This window comes from Halomonas korlensis, assembly GCF_900116705.1.
GTDB classification, from domain to species: Bacteria; Pseudomonadota; Gammaproteobacteria; order Pseudomonadales; family Halomonadaceae; genus Halomonas; species Halomonas korlensis.
In genome coordinates this window covers 65,186-80,905 of the sequence record NZ_FPBP01000010.1, presented here as the reverse complement: position 1 = coordinate 80,905, position 15,720 = coordinate 65,186, and the positions used below count along the sequence as shown (strand labels likewise).

The window sequence follows — 15,720 nt, the reverse complement described above, 5'->3', positions numbered from 1 at the left end:
ACCGCGATCATGTCGCGGTTTTTACTATCAAGCGATTCATCAGATAATTCGGACGATTCGTCTGCATGAGACGGTAACGAGGTGGTGCCCAGGAGAGGACTTGAACCTCCACATCCATACGGATACTAGCACCTGAAGCTAGCGCGTCTACCAATTCCGCCACCTGGGCACTTCATGCAAGATCTTGCGAGTTGTCTTCTGAAAAGCCTGTCATGCCTTGCTGTCGCCATTGACAGTACAGTCATCGCCTTGAAAGCGATGGTGCCCAGGAGAGGACTTGAACCTCCACGTCCATACGGACACTAGCACCTGAAGCTAGCGCGTCTACCAATTCCGCCACCTGGGCAGGCGATGCGCATGTTACCGGATCCGGTCTTTTTTGCAATAGGCTTGCCGACATGCCACGCAGATTTTTTCATCTTGAATGTGATGCCTGAGACGCGCCAAGGTTGGGTCACGGCTTAGGCGGCGCTATACTGCGCGCATGACAAACTATCAGCAATATCAGGCCTCAGGCTCGCGGCGCTTGGACGCCGCCTTTTTCATGCCGCCACAGACTCAGCCAAGGATGCTCTCCGCATGACCCATTGGACGCTCAGCGAAGATCCGCATGCCAGCCGCGAGGCCCACAAGTACGACAAACCCGCCCCCAGCCGCGAATATCTCCTGTCCCGTCTCGAGCAGGTCGGCAAGCCGATCACGCATGAGGCCATGAGCCAGTTGCTTGGCCTGGAAGACGAGGATCTCCAGGAAGCCGTGCGTCGTCGCCTGGCGGCCATGGAGCGCGATGGGCAGGTTCTTCGCAATCGTCGCAACGCCTATGCGCTGATTGACAAGCTCGACCTCATCAAGGGTAAGGTGCTGGGGCATCGTGACGGCTTCGGCTTCCTGCTGCGTGACGACGGCAAGAAGCCCGATCTGGTGATATCGCCGCGTCAGATGCGTCGCGTCTTTCATGGCGATTATGTTCTCGTACGTATCAGTGGCCGTGATCGTCGCGGAAGAGACGAGGCCACCATCGCCGAAGTGCTGTCGCGCAATACCCAGACCATCGTCGGCGTCTATCGCGAGAATACTCCCGAGTTCGGGGTGTTGATCCCCGAGAATCCGCGCATTCCCCTGGAAGTGATCATTCCTCACAGCGCCTGTGGCGGAGCCAAGGATGGGCAGGTGATCTCGGCGCGCATCGTCCAGCAACCGGAAACCCGGGTGCAGCCGGTGGGTGAGGTGATCGAGGTGCTCGGCGAGCGCATGGACCCGGGCATGGAAATCGATATCGCCATCCGCAGCTACGAGATCCCGGCCGAGTTTCCGCCGGAAGTCCATGACCAGATCTCCGAAATGTCCGCCGAGGTAGCCGAGGACGACAAGCAACACCGTGTCGACCTGCGCGACGTACCCCTGGTGACCATCGACGACGAATCCGCCAAGGACTTCGACGATGCCGTCTGTGCCTGGAAGACCAAGTCCGGCGGCTGGAAGCTGCTGGTCGCGATCGCCGATGTTTCGCACTACGTGCGTCCCGGTAGCGCTCTGGATCACGAGGCGATCCGCCGTGGCAATTCGGTGTATTTCCCCGGCCAGGTCGTCCCCATGCTGCCGGAGCTGCTCTCCAATGGGCTGTGCTCGCTGAACCCGGCGGTCGATCGTCTGGCGCTGGTTTGCGAGCTGAACATCTCCAAGACCGGGGCCATCAGCCGTTACCGCTTCTATGAGGCGGTGTTCCGCTCCCATGCCCGGCTGACCTACAACAAGGTGGCGGCCGTCCTGCATGACGAAGGCGAGGAGGGCGAGACACTGCGCGAACAGTATCGCGAACTGATCCCGTCGATGAAGAACCTGCATGAGCTCTATACCGTGCTGCGTCAGGCGCGGGTCGAGCGCGGCGCCATCGATTTCGAGACTACCGAGACGGAAATTGTCTTCAATGACGAGCGCAAGATCGAGAAGATCGTGCCGCGCTCGCGCAACGACGCTCACAAGATCATCGAGGAATGCATGCTGGCGGCCAACGTCGCGACCGCTCGCTTCCTCGACAAGCACGACCTTCCAGCGCTCTATCGCATCCATGAACGGCCCTCGCCGGAGCGGCTCGACAAGCTGCGGCTGTTTCTCAATGAGCTGGGCCTGTCGCTGGGAGGTGGCGACGAGCCGACCCCGCAGGATTACCGGGACCTGGCCGAGGCGATCAAGGAGCGTCCCGACTTCGACGTCATCCAGACGGTGATGCTGCGCTCGATGAGCCGCGCGGTCTATTCGCCGCAAAACGATGGTCATTTCGGGCTGGCCTATCCGGCCTACGCTCACTTCACCTCACCGATCCGGCGCTACCCCGACCTGCTCGTGCATCGGGCGATTCGCTCGGTAATCCGCGGTCCGCGCAAGACCAATACCGTGTTGCGCGCCGAGGGCGCGCCGGTGGAGCCGCCGAGCAAATGGGCGCCCTATACCTTCGAGCAGATGCTCGAGCTGGGCGAGCACTGCTCGATGACCGAGCGGCGCGCCGATGACGCCACCCGCGACGTGGACGACTGGCTCAAGTGCGAGTTCATGTCGGACAAGCTGGGAGAAATCTTCGATGGCACGATTGCCTCGGTGACCCAGTTCGGCATTTTTGTGCGTCTCGACGATTTTTATGTCGAAGGCCTGGTGCACGTCACCTCGTTGCCCTCCGACTACTATCACTACGAGCCGGAAAAGCATCGTCTCAAGGGCGAGCGCAGCGGCATGAGTTATCGCCTGGGCGATGGCGTCACCGTGCAGGTGGCGCGCGTCGATCTCAACGATCGCAAGATCGACTTCGAGCTGGCCGATGACAAGCCGCGGCCCAAGCGCCAACCGCGCCGTCGACGTGCCGTGGATGCGGCGCCTGACAAGGGCCGGGCCAGAGCTGGCGGCAAGCCGCCCAAGACCGAACAGTCCGATGCCAAAGGCGACGGCAAGAGCGATGCCAAACCGAAGGGCAAGCGACGCGGACCTCGGCGAAGCGCCAAGCGCTGAGCGTCTCGGGCTGAGCGCCTCGCTCGTCTCGGCAAGGGCTCCTCTTCAAGGGAGCTCGCCTTGCCGATGTTCCTCGTCATCGTGAAGCCGGCAGAGTGATTCCATGGGCATGAAGAAACGCAGTCCCCGCCGCGGCGAAGGCGCTCCCGGCGGTCTCGAGTCGGTGTTCGGCGTGCATGCCGTTCGGGCCTTGCTGGAGCGCGGTGAGATACCGCGCGAGCTCTGGGTTCAGGAAGGCAGCGCGGGCGCACGGCTCGCCGAACTGGTCGAGTCGGCCCGCCAGGGTGGCGCTCGCGTCCAGGCCCGGCCACGCGACGACCTCGAGCGCCTGGCTCAGGGGGCCGCCCATCAGGGCATCGTTGCCTTCACCACGCCGCTGGCCTTCGAGGCTGAAGCAACGCTTTGGTGGCGTCTCGATAACTGGGCTCAGGCTACTCCCCCTTTGCTGCTGGTGCTGGATGGTATTACCGACGTGCACAATTTCGGCGCCTGCCTGCGCAGCGCCGATGCTGCCGGCGTTCATGGCGTGATCGTGCCCAAGGACAAGGCCGCCCCGCTCAATGCGGCGGTGCGCAAGGTGGCCTGCGGTGCGGCGGAAACCGTGCCGGTGTATCAGGTCACCAACCTGGCCAGGGCCATGGCCAGGTTGAAGGCGGGCGGCGTCTGGATCACCGGTACCGCGGGCGAGGCCAAAGCGAGCCTGTTCGATACCGATTTCACCGGTCCAGTAGCGCTGGTGATGGGCGCGGAAGGCAAGGGCATGCGTCGGCTGACCCGCGAGGCCTGCGACACTCTGGTCAAACTCCCCATGGCCGGTAGCGTCTCCAGCCTGAATGTGTCGGTGGCCACGGGCATCTGTCTTTTCGAGGCAGTACGCCAGCGCTGCCTTGCATCCCGGGGCTGAGCTCACTAGAATACCTGCGCCCGCTCGTCCCTCGAGCGGAATTGTGTGTGGCAAGCCAATTCGCTTGCTGCCAAGGAAACTTGGCAATCACTCCTTGCTTCCCCTGAGCGATCGACATCCTCAATGCGGAAGCTGCCAAACCGCAAGGAGATCCAATGCGTCATTACGAAATCGTCTTCATGGTCCACCCGGACCAGAGCGAGCAGGTCCCCGCCATGGTCGAGCGCTATACTGGGCTCGTTACCGAGAATGGCGGTACCGTGCATCGTCTGGAAGATTGGGGCCGCCGTCACATGGCCTACCCAATCAACAAGATTCACAAGGCTCACTACGTGCTGATGAATATCGAGTGCAGCGGCGAGACTCTCGACGAGATCGAGAATATCTTCCGCTTCAACGATGCCATCATTCGTAGCCTGGTGGTACGCGCGAAGGAAGCGATCACCGAGGCGTCGCCGATGATGAAGCCGGCGGAAGAGAAGCGTCCGCGCCGCGAAGACAAGCCGCGCAGCGCCGAAACTGCTTAAGCCACCCATCGTACGTTTGAAGGAGTCATTTCATGGCACGTTTTTTCCGTCGCCGTAAGTTCTGTCGTTTTACCGCCGAAGGCGTGAAGCAGATCGATTACAAGGATCTGGATACGCTCAAGGCCTATATTACCGAGACCGGCAAGATCGTTCCCAGCCGCATCACCGGGACCAAGGCTCGTTATCAGCGTCAGCTGTCCTCCGCCATCAAGCGGGCACGTTATCTGGCGCTGTTGCCCTACACCGATAGTCACCAGTAAGCACTAGCGAGATGCTGTCGATCGCCCGATGGACGATGCGTGGTACGCCCTATGCCATTGGAGCTGTGGTCGTCTCGACGCTTATCCCTTGGCTGTTCTGGCTGGGGGCGGCCATCACCGCTTTGGTCACCTTGCGGCGAGGCATGTCCCCGGCGTTACCGGTGATTGTGGCCGCCGCCTTGCCGGCAGGCTGGTGGTGGACGCGGGGCGATGCCATCCCGTTGGCCAGCATCCTGCTGGTGACGCTGATGGCGGTGGTGCTTCGCTCCCGCATGCGCTGGAGCGAGGCCTTGATCGCGGGCGCCCTGGCCGGGGCGGGCATGATCCAGTTGGGAATCTTCCTGCCGCCGGGGGGCGCGGGCCCGATGCTGGAGCAGTTGCGTCAGGGATCGCCGGAAATCGAGACCATGCTCACTGAGCTGACCCGGCAGGGGATGGATACCGAGCAGGTGGCATCGCTTCTGATCAGTGGTGTCACCGGTCTGATCGTGCTGCTCGCAGCGGTGGGTTGCCTGGCGTTGGCGCGTGGCTGGCAGGCGGGGCTCTACAATCCCGGCGGGTTTCGCGAGGAGTTCCACGGCCTGCGTCTGACCATCAGGGAACTTGCCGTACTGGCCGTTCTCGGGGTGATCGGCATGCTGTTGGGCCTTCCTGGGCTTGGCATGCTGCTGTGGGTGCCCTTGTTGATCGGGGGTATCGCGCTGGTACATGGGGTTATTGGTTTAAAGGGAATGAACGGGTTGTGGCTGGTCGCCTTCTATGCGCTGTTGATCACCACCTGGCCCATGATTCTCATCGTGCTGCTGCTGGCCTTCATCGATGTCTTTGCGGACTTTCGCGGGCGTCTGGCCAGTCGCCACTGACAAGAGGTTTACGAGATGAACGTCATTCTGCTCGACAAGATTGGCAAACTGGGCGGTCTGGGTGACCAGGTCACCGTCAAGCCCGGCTATGGCCGTAACTACCTGGTGCCCTACGGCCTGGCCGTACCGGCAACCAAGGATAACGTCGCCGCATTCGAGGCCCAGCGCAGCGAGCTCGAGGCCCAGGCCGCCGATCGCAAGGCCGAGGCCGAGAGCCGCGCCGCCCAGCTGAATGAGATCGAGCTTTCGCTGGTCTCCAAGGCCGGTGACGAAGGCAAGCTCTTCGGATCCATCGGGCCGCGCGATCTGGCCGAGGCCATCGCCTCTGCCGGCATCGACGTCGCCAAGAGCGAAGTGCGCATGCCGGAAGGTCCGATCCGCCAGACCGGCGAGTACGACATCGCCCTGCATCTGCATGCCGAAGTCAACGCCACCGTTAGAGTCGTGGTGGTGGCCGAGTAATCGGCCTAGCGGTAGGTATGATCAGGAGGCGTGGGGACCGAGTCCCTGCGCCTCTTTCTTTTGCTCGGCTGAAGGCGTGATGCGACATCTCGGGCCGAGGTGTCTGTCGCGGCGCTGGCGTCATAGCGCCCTGTGGGCGGGCATGACGTTGGAGTAGACTATTCCAGCCGTCTCATCCGAGAACTGCTCTATCATGAACGACACCCTCGAGTTCGATCAGGAAACCGCCGCCCTCAAGGTGCCGCCGCATTCGCTTGAAGCCGAACAGTCGGTGCTGGGCGGCCTGATGCTCGACAACCTGGCCTGGGACAACGTCTCCGAGCGCCTGGTGGCTGACGATTTCTATCGTTACGAGCATCGGCTGATCTTCAACGTCATGGTCAGCCTGGCCGAGGGCGGGCGTCCTTTGGATGTCGTGACGCTCTCCGAGGCCCTGGAAGGTCGGGATCAGCTGGGTACGGTCGGTGGCCTGGCTTATCTGGCCGAGCTGGCCCGCAATACGCCTTCGGCGAGCAATATCCGCGCCTACTGCGACATCGTCCGTGAACGCGCCACCCTGCGCAAGCTGATCCGTGCCGCGGGCCAGATCGCCGAGGGCGCGTTCAGCCCCCAGGGCCGGCCGGCCGACGAGCTGGTCGATGAGGCCGAGCGGCTGGTCTTTCAGATCAGCGAAGAGCGCCCCAAGTCAGGCGGCCCGATCGGCATGAGTGAGCTGCTGGCCAAGGCGGTCGATCGCATCGACGAGCTGTTCAACATGCAGGGCGAGATGACCGGGCTCTCCACCGGTTTTCGTGATCTCGACGAGATGACCTCGGGCCTGCAGCCCTCGGACCTGGTGATCATTGCCGGTCGGCCATCGATGGGCAAGACAACCTTTGCGATGAACGTGGTCGAGCACGCGGTGATCGCCAGCGACAAGCCTGTGATGGTGTTTTCGATGGAAATGCCCGCCGATTCGCTGATGCTGCGCATGCTCTCCTCGCTGGGGCGCATCGACCAGACCCGGGTGCGCACCGGGCAGCTCGAGGACGAGGACTGGCCGCGGCTGACCTCGGCGGTCAACCTGCTCAAGGACAAGCAGCTGTTCATCGACGATACCGCGGCCCTCTCACCCAACGAGATGCGCTCGCGGGTGCGCCGCCTGATGCGCGAACACGGCAACATGTCGTTGATCATGATCGACTATCTTCAGTTAATGCAGATCCCGGGCTTCTCGGAGAATCGCACCGGTGAGATTTCGGAAATCTCTCGCTCGCTCAAGGGGTTAGCCAAGGAGTTCGGCTGCCCGGTGGTGGCGCTCTCCCAGCTTAATCGCTCGCTGGAGCAGCGCCCCAACAAGCGCCCGGTGATGTCCGACTTGCGCGAGTCGGGGGCCATCGAGCAGGATGCCGATATCATCGCCTTCGTCTATCGCGACGAGGTGTACAACCCCGACAATCCCGATAATCAGGGGATCGCCGAGCTGATTATCGGCAAACAGCGTAATGGGCCTATCGGTACCGTGCACATGGCCTTCATCGGCAAGTACACCCGTTTCGAGGATCTCGCGCCCGACAGCTATGGGCAGGCGTTTGGCGACTAACTCTCCCTTGAGCCCCGAGACGAGCCCCGTATAATCCGCGACTTGTTCCCACAGGAAGGAGGCATCATGGCAGCTGGATTCCGGCGCGGTAACCGTCAGCGAACCCCGAAACTGGAAGGACGTGGCGAGCTTGAATCGCTCGAGCGCGAAGGCCCTTTCAAGGAGTGGCTGGGCATGCCCGACCTCTATCGCTACCACCTGATAGTGGATGGCGAGGCGTACAGCTATCAGACCGAAGATTCGGAAGTCCCGGTCGAGGTTGGCGACAAGGTGGTGTTCCGCTACAAGGAAACTCGCGCGGGCAAGTGGGTGGACCGCCGGTCGCTGGGCAAGGCGATCGACCCCGCCGACTATCAATAGACAGTAGAGCGGGAACCTGACGGGCAATCGCACAGGAACCTGACGGGTCGGTCAGGGTCACAGGAATGACATGTTAATGATATACCAATGTCATCGAGTGCCGTCACGCTGAACGCCACGCATTTTCTGTCACCGCTTGGGCTCTACCTTGTGCCACGGCATCGATGGCCCGTCTATCAGGGAGGCAATATCCATGGAATTTCAGGAACTCAAGGATTTCGTGGCGCGGCACGACAATATCGAGGTCCGCGTTATCACCCACGCCGGCAGTCATTTCTATCAGATCGAGGTCGAGGATAGCGAAGGCAGGCGCCATATGATCACCCGACGCGGCAAGCCGGGATTGTTCCGTTCGCTCGATGACGTCTATCTGGAGCTCAAGCGTGCCGGCATACATCGCGCCTATCTGGTCCAACAGGTGCCCCACGACGAGATGATCGGTCACGAGGCGCATTATCACGATCCACTGACATCCCGCATGCCGCTGGTATTTTGATCACTCCTGTCTGTCTCTACCGCCGCCCATCGGGGTTTCCAGTGTCGTCGGCGGTAAGCCGTGTCCGGTTGCCGAAGCCTGACGGTCTTTCGAGAGCTGATCTCAAGCTGTACAGATCGCGTCGATAGTACAACTTCATCCTGCCTGGTGGCGATCCGCCTGATAGACTATCGGTCCACGTCCGATAGCGACCAGAGGAACCCGACGCATGCGTTCAGAGAACTCGGAACTTGATCCGCCCGGCAGCGGACGCCTGGCCCACGCCCCAGTTGACCACCCGGCGGTGCCGCGCAAGAAAGTGGGGGTACTGCTGGCCAACCTGGGCACCCCCGACGCCACCGATTATTGGTCCATGCGCCGGTACCTAAGTGAATTTCTCTCCGATAAGCGAGTCGTCGATTATTCTGCCTGGCTCTGGCAGCCGCTGCTGCAGCTGGTGATCCTGACCCGGCGGCCCTTCAAGTCCGGCGAGGCCTATCGGGGAATCTGGAACACCGAAAAGGACGAGAGTCCGCTACTGACGACGACCCGCGACCAGACGCGCAAGATTGCCGAGGGCTTGCATGAAGCCTATGGCGACGACGTGGTGGTGGATTTCTGCATGCGCTACGGCAATCCCTCCACCGACAGCGTGCTGCGACGCATGCAGGCGCAGGGCTGCGAGAAGATCCTGTTCTTTCCGCTCTACCCGCAATATGCGGGTCCGACGACCGCCACCGCCAACGACCAGGTCTTTCGCACCCTGATGACGCTCAAGTGGCAGCCATCATTGCGCACGGTGCCCGCCTACTTCGAGCACCCGGACTACCTCGAGGCGCTCAGCAACTCAGTCCGCGAGGCCTATTCGGCCGCCGAGTCGACCCCCGACGTGCTGGTGGCCTCCTACCATGGTGTTCCCAAGCGTTACCTGATGGAAGGCGATCCCTACCATTGCCAGTGCCAAAAGACGACACGGCTTCTGAAGGAGCGGTTGGGGTGGCGCGATGAGGAAATCGTCACGACCTTCCAGTCAAAGTTCGGCCCCGAGGAATGGGTAGGGCCGGCGACCGTCGATCATGTCGCCGAGCTGGCCCGACAGGGCAAGAAGCACATCGCGGTGGTGTCTCCGGCGTTCTCGTCGGACTGCGTGGAGACGCTCGAGGAGATCAACGAGGAGATCAAGGATAGCTTCGAGGCGGCCGGGGGCGAGACGTTCACCTATATCCCTTGCCTCAACGACCGCGACGACCATATCGCCGCCCTGCTCACGATCATTCGCAACGAGCTGGGCGGCTGGCTCTAGCTGCCCTCAGCCATGGCCGCGGTCGGGGTGCAGCACCGGCTTCTCGCCGATTTCCTCCTTGCGCAGCTCGGAAGGGCGGCCCTGGGTCTTGTCGACGTGGCGCAGCTGCAGGTGGAGGCCGGTCTTGGCCATCAGGTGGGCGCTGACCGGAGCGGTGATGAACAGAAAGAGCGTAATCAGCACTTCCTGAGCGTCGGGCCTGCCGTCCACGACCCAGAAATACAGCATCGAGGCCATCAGCATGCAGCCGATACCCAGGGTGGTGGCCTTGGTGGGGCCGTGCAGGCGCATGTAGAAGTCGCGCAAGTGGGCCATACCCAGCGAGCCGATCAGCACGAAGGCGCCGCCGGCCACCAACAGGAAAGCAATGACGCCTTCCAGGATCACGTAGTGGGTCATCCGTTTGTCCTCATTCGATGATATCGCCGCGCAGCAGGTACTTGCAGACCGCCACGGTGCTAATGAATCCGAGCATGGCGATCAACAGCGCCGATTCGAAGTAGGTCTTGGTGTTGAGCCATAGCCCCATCAGCACGATCAGCGCAATCGCGTTGACATACATGGTGTCCAGCGCCAGCAGGCGGTCCGGCATGTCGGGTCCCTTGGCGAGACGGTAGACGTTGAGCAGCAGGGCCAGGACCACCATGGCAAGGCTGAACGTCAGGGCGGTGTCGAGCATTCGTAGATCTCCTTGAGAGGACGTTCGTAGCGCTCGCGGATCTGCGCGATCAGCGCCTCCTCGTCATCGACGTGCAGGGCGTGAATCAGCAGCGTCTTGCCGTCCATGCGCAGGTTGGCCGACACCGTGCCCGGCGTCAGGCTGATGGTATTGGCCAGCAAGGTAATGGTGAAACGCTTCTCCAGCATCAGGGGGTATTCGATGAAGTGAGGCTGTAGCCGCCGCCAGGGATTGATGATCAGCCAGGCCACCTCGACGTTGGCGATGACGATGTCACCGAGCACCCGCAGCGCGAAGCGCAGCAGCAGCCAGGGGTTGCTGACATGCGGCTCGAGGTCCCAGAAGCGATAGGTGGCCAACGGAATCGCGACAGCCAGTACGCCGCCGAGCAGGAAATGACCGAACGCCAGGCTGCGCACCAGGAGCAGCCAGACTACTAGTAGCAGGATCGACAACAATGGCGTTGGAAGCCAGGCACGAGGCTTGATCATGGGGCGTCTCCGGCGTCGTTCAGCAGGGCATCGATGACGATGGCGGGGTTGGCCAACTGGTTGGCGGTGGCCAGCGTGTACTCGCTGACCGGGCCCGCGAGGACCACCAGCAGCGGTGACGCCCCCAGCAGCCAGGCCACCCCGAACCAGCGGTGGCGCGACAAGGGCTGTCCGCCGGGTTCACCCTGGCTTCGCCAGAACAGTGTCGAGCCGGCGCGCGACAGGGCGACCAGCGCGCACAGGCTGGTGCCCAGCAGCATCGGCCAGATCCAGGGCCGCTGGCCGACTTCTGCCGCCTCGAGCATCAGCGCCTTCCCCAGGGCGCCGGAAAGCGGCGGCAGCCCCGCCACCGACACGGCGCCCAACAGGAAGAGCCCCGCCAGCCAGCCGCCTTTCTGCAAGGGGCGGCCCTTGACCAGCCGGGTGCCCGCCTTGCCCCGCTGCAGGCCGATCAGCTCGGCAAGCAGGAACAGGCCGCCAGTGACCAGGGTGGTGTGTATCAGATAGTAGAGCAGCGCCGAGACGGCTTTCGGCGAGCCCATCCCGATCCCGGCCAGCAAGGTGCCCACTGATACCAGCACCAGATAGGCCACCAGCAGGCGCAGGTCGCGCGCCGCCAGCACACCGATGCCGGCCACCGCCAGGGTGGCCAGCGACAGCCACCAGACCCAGGATTGCCCGAGGGCTTCAAGGGGGCCGGCCTGCTCGCCGAAGATCAGTGAATAGACCCGCAGGATGGCGTAGATACCGACCTTGGTCATGATCGCAAACAGCGCTGCCACCGGCGCGGGCGCCGCCGAATAGGCCCGTGGCAACCAGAAGTAGAGAGGCAGGATCGCTGCCTTCAGGCCGAAGACCACCAGCAGCATCAGGGCGCCGGCGCTGACCAGGCCGGTGCGCTCGGCGGGCAGTTCGGTCAGTCGTACCGCCATATCGGCCATGTTGAGGGTGCCGGTGGCGCCATACAGCACCCCGACGGCGATCAGAAACAGCGACGAACCGGCCAGATTGAGCACCACATAGTGCACCCCGGCCTGGATGCGTGCCTTGCCGCCGCCATGCATCAGCAGGGCGTAGGAGGCCAGCAGCAGTACCTCGAAGAACACGAAGAGGTTGAACAGGTCACCGGTAAGGAAGGCACCGTTGATGCCCAGCAACTGCCACTGGAACAGGCCGTGAAAATTACTGCCCTGCTCGTCGTCACCGGCGCAGGCGAAGACCACCGCGCCGAGCGCCAGCAAGGCGGTCAGCAGCACCATCAGCGCCGAGAGGCGGTCGAGTACCAGCACGATGCCGAAGGGCGGTTGCCAGTCACCGAGCGCGTAGAACGTCACTTCGCCGCTGCTGGCGCACGCGACCAGAGCAATGCCCACGACGACCAGCAGCGCCGTGGCGCCGACGCCGATCAACCGCTTGGTACGTGTGCGGCCCTGACGGTCGTAGAGCAGCAGAATACCGGCAACCAGGGGGAGTACCACGGGCAGGACGATCAGGTGGTCTATCATCGACGCTCCTCCCCGTCGTCATGCTTGCGGCCGTCGACGTGGTCGTTGCCCATTTCGCCCCGGGCGCGCATCGCCAGGATCACCACGAAGGCGGTCATGGCGAAGCCGATGACGATGGCCGTCAACACAAGCGCCTGGGGCAGCGGGTCGGCATAGGCCGCCGGCCCATTGACGATGGCCGCACCGTCGGTGGTCAGTCCGCCCATGGAGAACAGGAACAGGTTCACCGCATAGGACAGCAGGGTGAGGCCGACGACCACCGGGAAGGTGCGTCCACGCAGGGTCAGGTAGAACCCACAGGCCGAAAGTAGGCCGGTGGTGATGGCGTAAAGGCTTTCCATCAGCGCTTCTCCTTGCTGGCTGGGTCGGCGGTGGGTGGGGGAAGCTGTTTCGTCGGACGATGGGTCGTCGTCAGCTTGCCGAGGTTGGCAAGGATCATCAGGGTGGCGCCGACCACGGCAAGAAAGACGCCTAGATCGAAGAGCATCGCGGTGGCCAGCTCGAACTCGCCCACCAGCGGCAGCTTGAAATAACCGAATGCCGAGGTCAGGAAGGGCCGACCGAACAGCCAGCTGCCCAGGCCGGTCAGCGTGGCGATCGCCACGCCGGCGACGGCAACCGGCTGATAGGGAAAGTCGAGCCGCTGCTGAACCCATTCCACACCGCGGGACATGTACACCAGGATCAGCGCCACGGCGGTGATCAGGCCGGCAATAAAGCCGCCTCCAGGAAGATTGTGCCCGCGCAGGAAGATAAACGCCGAGACCAGCAGAGCCAGCGGCAGGATGGCCTGGGAAATCGTTGTCAGGATCATTGGATAGCGGTCCGGTGACCAGACACGCCCCTCGCCGTCACTGTGCGGCATGAACAGCCGCAGGCGGTTGAGCAGCTTGAAGATTGCCAGGCCAGCCAGTGCGAGAACGGTGATTTCACCTAGGGTATCGAAGCCGCGGAAGTCCACCAGGATCACATTGACCACGTTGTGGCCGCCGCCGCCGGGTACGCTGTTGTCGATGAAAAAACCCGAGATCGGGGCATTGTCGCGGGTGAGCACCGCGTAGTTGAGGCTCGCGACCACGGCTCCCAAAGCGCCGGCCAGCAGGATGTCGCGAAGATTGCGCATCGGAGACGACTCGCGGACGGTCTTCTGTGGCAGGAAAAACAGCGCCAGCATCAGCAGGATCATGGTCACCACTTCAACCGAGAGCTGGGTCAAGGCCAGGTCGGGTGCCGAGAAGCGGGCGAAGGTCAGCGCCACCACCAGCCCTACCACCGAGAGCATCAGCAGCGATATCAGTCGGTGGCGATGGGTGAGTACGGTGCCCAGGCCACCGAAGATCAGCAGGCCGGCACCCAGCAAGAGGACGGCATCGACGGGCTGATTGCCATGCTCCCCGGTAAGCACCGGCATGCCGGCGAGGCCCAGGCCACCGGTAACCAGTGCTGCCAGCCAGAGATAGCTCATGTAGCGTTGCAGCGAACCACCGTCCAGCCGGGTGATGGCAGCCTCCGAGCCGCGGACCAGCCGCTGGATGGCGCCTTCGAACACCAGGCGAGCGTCAACCGGGTGGAAGGAGCGGATCAGGCGACGAAGCTGCGGATGCCACAGGTAGCTTGCGGCCCCGGCCCCCAGCGCCACCAGGCTCATCAGCAGCGGCAGGTTGACGCCATGCCAGATGGCCAGGTGGAAATCCAGTGACTCCCCAAGCACAGCCTCGGTGGCAAGCTCGAGAAGCCCGGTGGCAAGCGCAGCGGGGAACAGCCCCACCAGTATGCAGATGGCGACCAGGATCGCCACGGGCGCGTGCATCAGCCGCGGCGGCTCGTGAGGTGGCTTGGGGGGCGCCTGGCGGGGCGGTTTGAAGAAGACGGCATGCACCAGGCGCAGCGAGTAGCCAACGGACAGGATGCCGCCTAGTGTTGCCAGTAGTGGCAACAGCCAACTGAGCCCACCCAGTACCGGCGTGGCGAGGGTTTCGGTGAAGAACATCTCCTTGGAGAGAAAACCATTGAACAGCGGCACGCCCGCCATTGCGGCACCGGCCAGGGACATGAGCAGGGCGGTGATCGGCATCGCCCGACGAAGGCCGCCCAGCTTGCCGAGCTCACGGGTTCCCGTCTCGTGGTCGATGATCCCCGCCCCCATGAACAGCGCCGCCTTGAAGGCGGCGTGATTGAGAATATGGAAGAGGGCCGCAAGCACCGCCATGGGGCTACCGATGCCCAGCAGCATGGTGATCAACCCCAGGTGGCTGACCGTGGAAAAGGCCAGAATAGCCTTGAGGTCGGTCTTGAGCAGGGCGAACCAGGCGCCGTAAAGCAGGGTGGCTGTGCCGACCAGCGCGACGACCGCGGACCACAGCTCGCTGCCGGCAATGGCCGGATGTAGCCTCGCCATCAGAAAGATGCCGGCCTTGACCATGGTCGCCGAGTGCAGGTAGGCCGACACCGGCGTGGGAGCGGCCATGGCGTGTGGTAGCCAGAAGTGGAAGGGAAACTGTGCCGACTTGGTGAAGGCGCCCAACAGCACGAGCGACAGCATCAGCGGGTAGCGCGAGTCGGCCCGGATCGCCTCGCCGCTTTCGAGTACCACGTTCATGTCGAAGCTGCCGACCATATCGCCGAGCAGCAGCAAGCCGGCCAACAGCGCCAGGCCCCCCGTGCCAGTCACGGTCAGGGCCATGCGGGCGCCCTTGCGCGCATCGCTGCGATGCGACCAGAAGCCGATCAACAGGAAAGAGGAGAGGCTGGTGAGTTCCCAGAACAACCACAGCAGGATCAGGTTGTCGGACATGGCGATGCCGACCATGGAGGCCATGAACAGGATCAGGTAGGCGTAGAAACGCCCGAAAGGCTCGTCGGGTGAAAGATAGAAATGCGCATAAAGCAGAATCAGCAGCCCGATGCCCAGGATCAACAGATTGAACAACAACGACAGGCCGTCCAGGCGAAAGGCCAGCTCCAGTCCCAGGCTGGGCAGCCAGTCAACGGAGAAACGCAGCATTTCTCCAGCGGCCAGGCTTGGCACCTGGAACAGCATCAACAGCAGGGCAACGGCAGGCAGCACGGCGGTTGCCAGGGAACATTCGCGGCGTCCGCGCCTGGCAGTGAAGGCCGGAACCAAGGAACCGAAAAGCGGCAACAGAGCTATCCAGAACAACGTCATCGATCAGTCTTCCTGCACGGTTTCGGTAAGCGAGAGGAGGCTGTCCGCCTGTGGTTGAACGACGCTGGCGCCAGGCGTCGCTTCCCGCGCAGGTGGGCAGATCCATCAATGGCATAGGTCTCTCCACTCTAACGCAAAGTGCG

Annotated in this window: 16 protein-coding genes and 2 tRNA genes; 10 read left to right on the top strand and 8 right to left on the bottom strand. The window is 62.8% G+C overall.

Annotation, left to right across the window (positions count from 1 at the left end):
• Positions 1-82: 82 nt before the first annotated feature.
• A tRNA-Leu gene (locus tag BM341_RS13705) sits at positions 83-169 on the bottom strand.
• A 90-nt stretch (positions 170-259) separates the two neighbouring features.
• Positions 260-346 (bottom strand) — tRNA-Leu (locus tag BM341_RS13700).
• Between the two features lie 233 nt (positions 347-579).
• Here BM341_RS13700 and rnr point away from each other — a divergent pair.
• The 10 genes from rnr (at position 580) to hemH (ending at position 9,736) form a co-directional block, all read left to right on the top strand.
• Positions 580-3,000: a ribonuclease R gene (gene rnr, locus BM341_RS13695; protein ID WP_089796636.1), complete on the top strand. Its 2,421-nt coding sequence runs from the start codon at positions 580-582 to the stop codon at positions 2,998-3,000.
• Positions 3,001-3,109: 109 nt separating this feature from the next.
• Positions 3,110-3,904, top strand: coding sequence for a 23S rRNA (guanosine(2251)-2'-O)-methyltransferase RlmB (gene rlmB / locus BM341_RS13690; RefSeq protein ID WP_089796698.1), 795 nt, complete (start codon positions 3,110-3,112; stop codon positions 3,902-3,904).
• Positions 3,905-4,059: 155 nt separating this feature from the next.
• On the top strand, positions 4,060-4,431 hold the full coding sequence (gene rpsF, locus BM341_RS13685; protein WP_089796635.1) for a 30S ribosomal protein S6: 372 nt from the start codon (positions 4,060-4,062) through the stop codon (positions 4,429-4,431).
• A 32-nt stretch (positions 4,432-4,463) separates the two neighbouring features.
• A complete protein-coding gene (rpsR, locus tag BM341_RS13680) occupies positions 4,464-4,691 on the top strand; it encodes a 30S ribosomal protein S18 (RefSeq protein ID WP_089712195.1) in 228 nt (75 codons plus the stop codon).
• 11 nt (positions 4,692-4,702) lie between these two features.
• Entirely contained in the window at positions 4,703-5,554 is an 852-nt protein-coding gene (locus BM341_RS13675) for a hypothetical protein (protein WP_089796634.1), read from the top strand.
• A gap of 15 nt (positions 5,555-5,569) precedes the next feature.
• Positions 5,570-6,016, top strand: coding sequence for a 50S ribosomal protein L9 (rplI, locus tag BM341_RS13670; RefSeq protein WP_089796633.1), 447 nt, complete (start codon positions 5,570-5,572; stop codon positions 6,014-6,016).
• Between the two features lie 193 nt (positions 6,017-6,209).
• Positions 6,210-7,598, top strand: a complete 1,389-nt coding sequence (dnaB, locus tag BM341_RS13665; RefSeq protein ID WP_089796632.1) for a replicative DNA helicase — start codon at positions 6,210-6,212, stop codon at positions 7,596-7,598.
• 66 nt (positions 7,599-7,664) lie between these two features.
• The gene (locus BM341_RS13660) at positions 7,665-7,958 is read left to right on the top strand and encodes a Hint domain-containing protein (protein ID WP_089796631.1); all 294 of its coding nucleotides are present in this window, start codon (positions 7,665-7,667) and stop codon (positions 7,956-7,958) included.
• A 193-nt stretch (positions 7,959-8,151) separates the two neighbouring features.
• Positions 8,152-8,454: a DUF6482 family protein gene (locus BM341_RS13655; protein ID WP_089796630.1), complete on the top strand. Its 303-nt coding sequence runs from the start codon at positions 8,152-8,154 to the stop codon at positions 8,452-8,454.
• A gap of 208 nt (positions 8,455-8,662) precedes the next feature.
• Complete coding sequence (gene hemH, locus BM341_RS13650) at positions 8,663-9,736, top strand: ferrochelatase (RefSeq protein WP_089796629.1); 1,074 nt, start codon at positions 8,663-8,665, stop codon at positions 9,734-9,736.
• Between the two features lie 6 nt (positions 9,737-9,742).
• Here the strand turns inward: hemH and BM341_RS13645 are convergent, their stop codons facing one another.
• From BM341_RS13645 to BM341_RS13620, 6 genes are read right to left on the bottom strand one after another with little or no spacing between them, the layout of a single operon-like run.
• Complete coding sequence (locus BM341_RS13645) at positions 9,743-10,135, bottom strand: Na+/H+ antiporter subunit G (RefSeq protein WP_089796628.1); 393 nt, start codon at positions 10,133-10,135, stop codon at positions 9,743-9,745.
• Positions 10,136-10,145: 10 nt separating this feature from the next.
• Entirely contained in the window at positions 10,146-10,415 is a 270-nt protein-coding gene (locus tag BM341_RS13640; protein WP_089796627.1) for a K+/H+ antiporter subunit F, read from the bottom strand.
• On the bottom strand, positions 10,397-10,906 hold the full coding sequence (locus tag BM341_RS13635) for a Na+/H+ antiporter subunit E (protein ID WP_089796626.1): 510 nt from the start codon (positions 10,904-10,906) through the stop codon (positions 10,397-10,399). The genes BM341_RS13640 and BM341_RS13635 overlap by 19 nt, the downstream gene beginning before the upstream one ends.
• Positions 10,903-12,411, bottom strand: coding sequence for a monovalent cation/H+ antiporter subunit D (locus BM341_RS13630; protein WP_089796625.1), 1,509 nt, complete (start codon positions 12,409-12,411; stop codon positions 10,903-10,905). Before BM341_RS13630 ends, BM341_RS13635 begins: the two co-directional genes overlap by 4 nt.
• The gene (locus BM341_RS13625; RefSeq protein ID WP_089796624.1) at positions 12,408-12,752 is read right to left on the bottom strand and encodes a Na+/H+ antiporter subunit C; all 345 of its coding nucleotides are present in this window, start codon (positions 12,750-12,752) and stop codon (positions 12,408-12,410) included. Before BM341_RS13625 ends, BM341_RS13630 begins: the two co-directional genes overlap by 4 nt.
• On the bottom strand, positions 12,752-15,577 hold the full coding sequence (locus tag BM341_RS13620) for a monovalent cation/H+ antiporter subunit A (protein ID WP_089796623.1): 2,826 nt from the start codon (positions 15,575-15,577) through the stop codon (positions 12,752-12,754). Before BM341_RS13620 ends, BM341_RS13625 begins: the two co-directional genes overlap by 1 nt.
• Positions 15,578-15,720 lie beyond the last annotated feature (143 nt).

What these genes read in the sequence shown, in the direction of transcription:
- rnr (WP_089796636.1), top strand. Translation starts at nt 580, where the DNA reads ATGACCCATTGGACGCTCAGCGAAGATCCGCATGCCAGCCGCGAGGCC.
- rlmB (WP_089796698.1), top strand. Translation starts at nt 3,110, where the DNA reads ATGAAGAAACGCAGTCCCCGCCGCGGCGAAGGCGCTCCCGGCGGTCTC.
- rpsF (WP_089796635.1), top strand. Translation starts at nt 4,060, where the DNA reads ATGCGTCATTACGAAATCGTCTTCATGGTCCACCCGGACCAGAGCGAG.
- rpsR (WP_089712195.1), top strand. Translation starts at nt 4,464, where the DNA reads ATGGCACGTTTTTTCCGTCGCCGTAAGTTCTGTCGTTTTACCGCCGAA.
- BM341_RS13675 (WP_089796634.1), top strand. Translation starts at nt 4,703, where the DNA reads ATGCTGTCGATCGCCCGATGGACGATGCGTGGTACGCCCTATGCCATT.
- rplI (WP_089796633.1), top strand. Translation starts at nt 5,570, where the DNA reads ATGAACGTCATTCTGCTCGACAAGATTGGCAAACTGGGCGGTCTGGGT.
- dnaB (WP_089796632.1), top strand. Translation starts at nt 6,210, where the DNA reads ATGAACGACACCCTCGAGTTCGATCAGGAAACCGCCGCCCTCAAGGTG.
- BM341_RS13660 (WP_089796631.1), top strand. Translation starts at nt 7,665, where the DNA reads ATGGCAGCTGGATTCCGGCGCGGTAACCGTCAGCGAACCCCGAAACTG.
- BM341_RS13655 (WP_089796630.1), top strand. Translation starts at nt 8,152, where the DNA reads ATGGAATTTCAGGAACTCAAGGATTTCGTGGCGCGGCACGACAATATC.
- hemH (WP_089796629.1), top strand. Translation starts at nt 8,663, where the DNA reads ATGCGTTCAGAGAACTCGGAACTTGATCCGCCCGGCAGCGGACGCCTG.
- BM341_RS13645 (WP_089796628.1), bottom strand. Translation starts at nt 10,135, where the DNA reads ATGACCCACTACGTGATCCTGGAAGGCGTCATTGCTTTCCTGTTGGTG.
- BM341_RS13640 (WP_089796627.1), bottom strand. Translation starts at nt 10,415, where the DNA reads ATGCTCGACACCGCCCTGACGTTCAGCCTTGCCATGGTGGTCCTGGCC.
- BM341_RS13635 (WP_089796626.1), bottom strand. Translation starts at nt 10,906, where the DNA reads ATGATCAAGCCTCGTGCCTGGCTTCCAACGCCATTGTTGTCGATCCTG.
- BM341_RS13630 (WP_089796625.1), bottom strand. Translation starts at nt 12,411, where the DNA reads ATGATAGACCACCTGATCGTCCTGCCCGTGGTACTCCCCCTGGTTGCC.
- BM341_RS13625 (WP_089796624.1), bottom strand. Translation starts at nt 12,752, where the DNA reads ATGGAAAGCCTTTACGCCATCACCACCGGCCTACTTTCGGCCTGTGGG.
- BM341_RS13620 (WP_089796623.1), bottom strand. Translation starts at nt 15,577, where the DNA reads ATGACGTTGTTCTGGATAGCTCTGTTGCCGCTTTTCGGTTCCTTGGTT.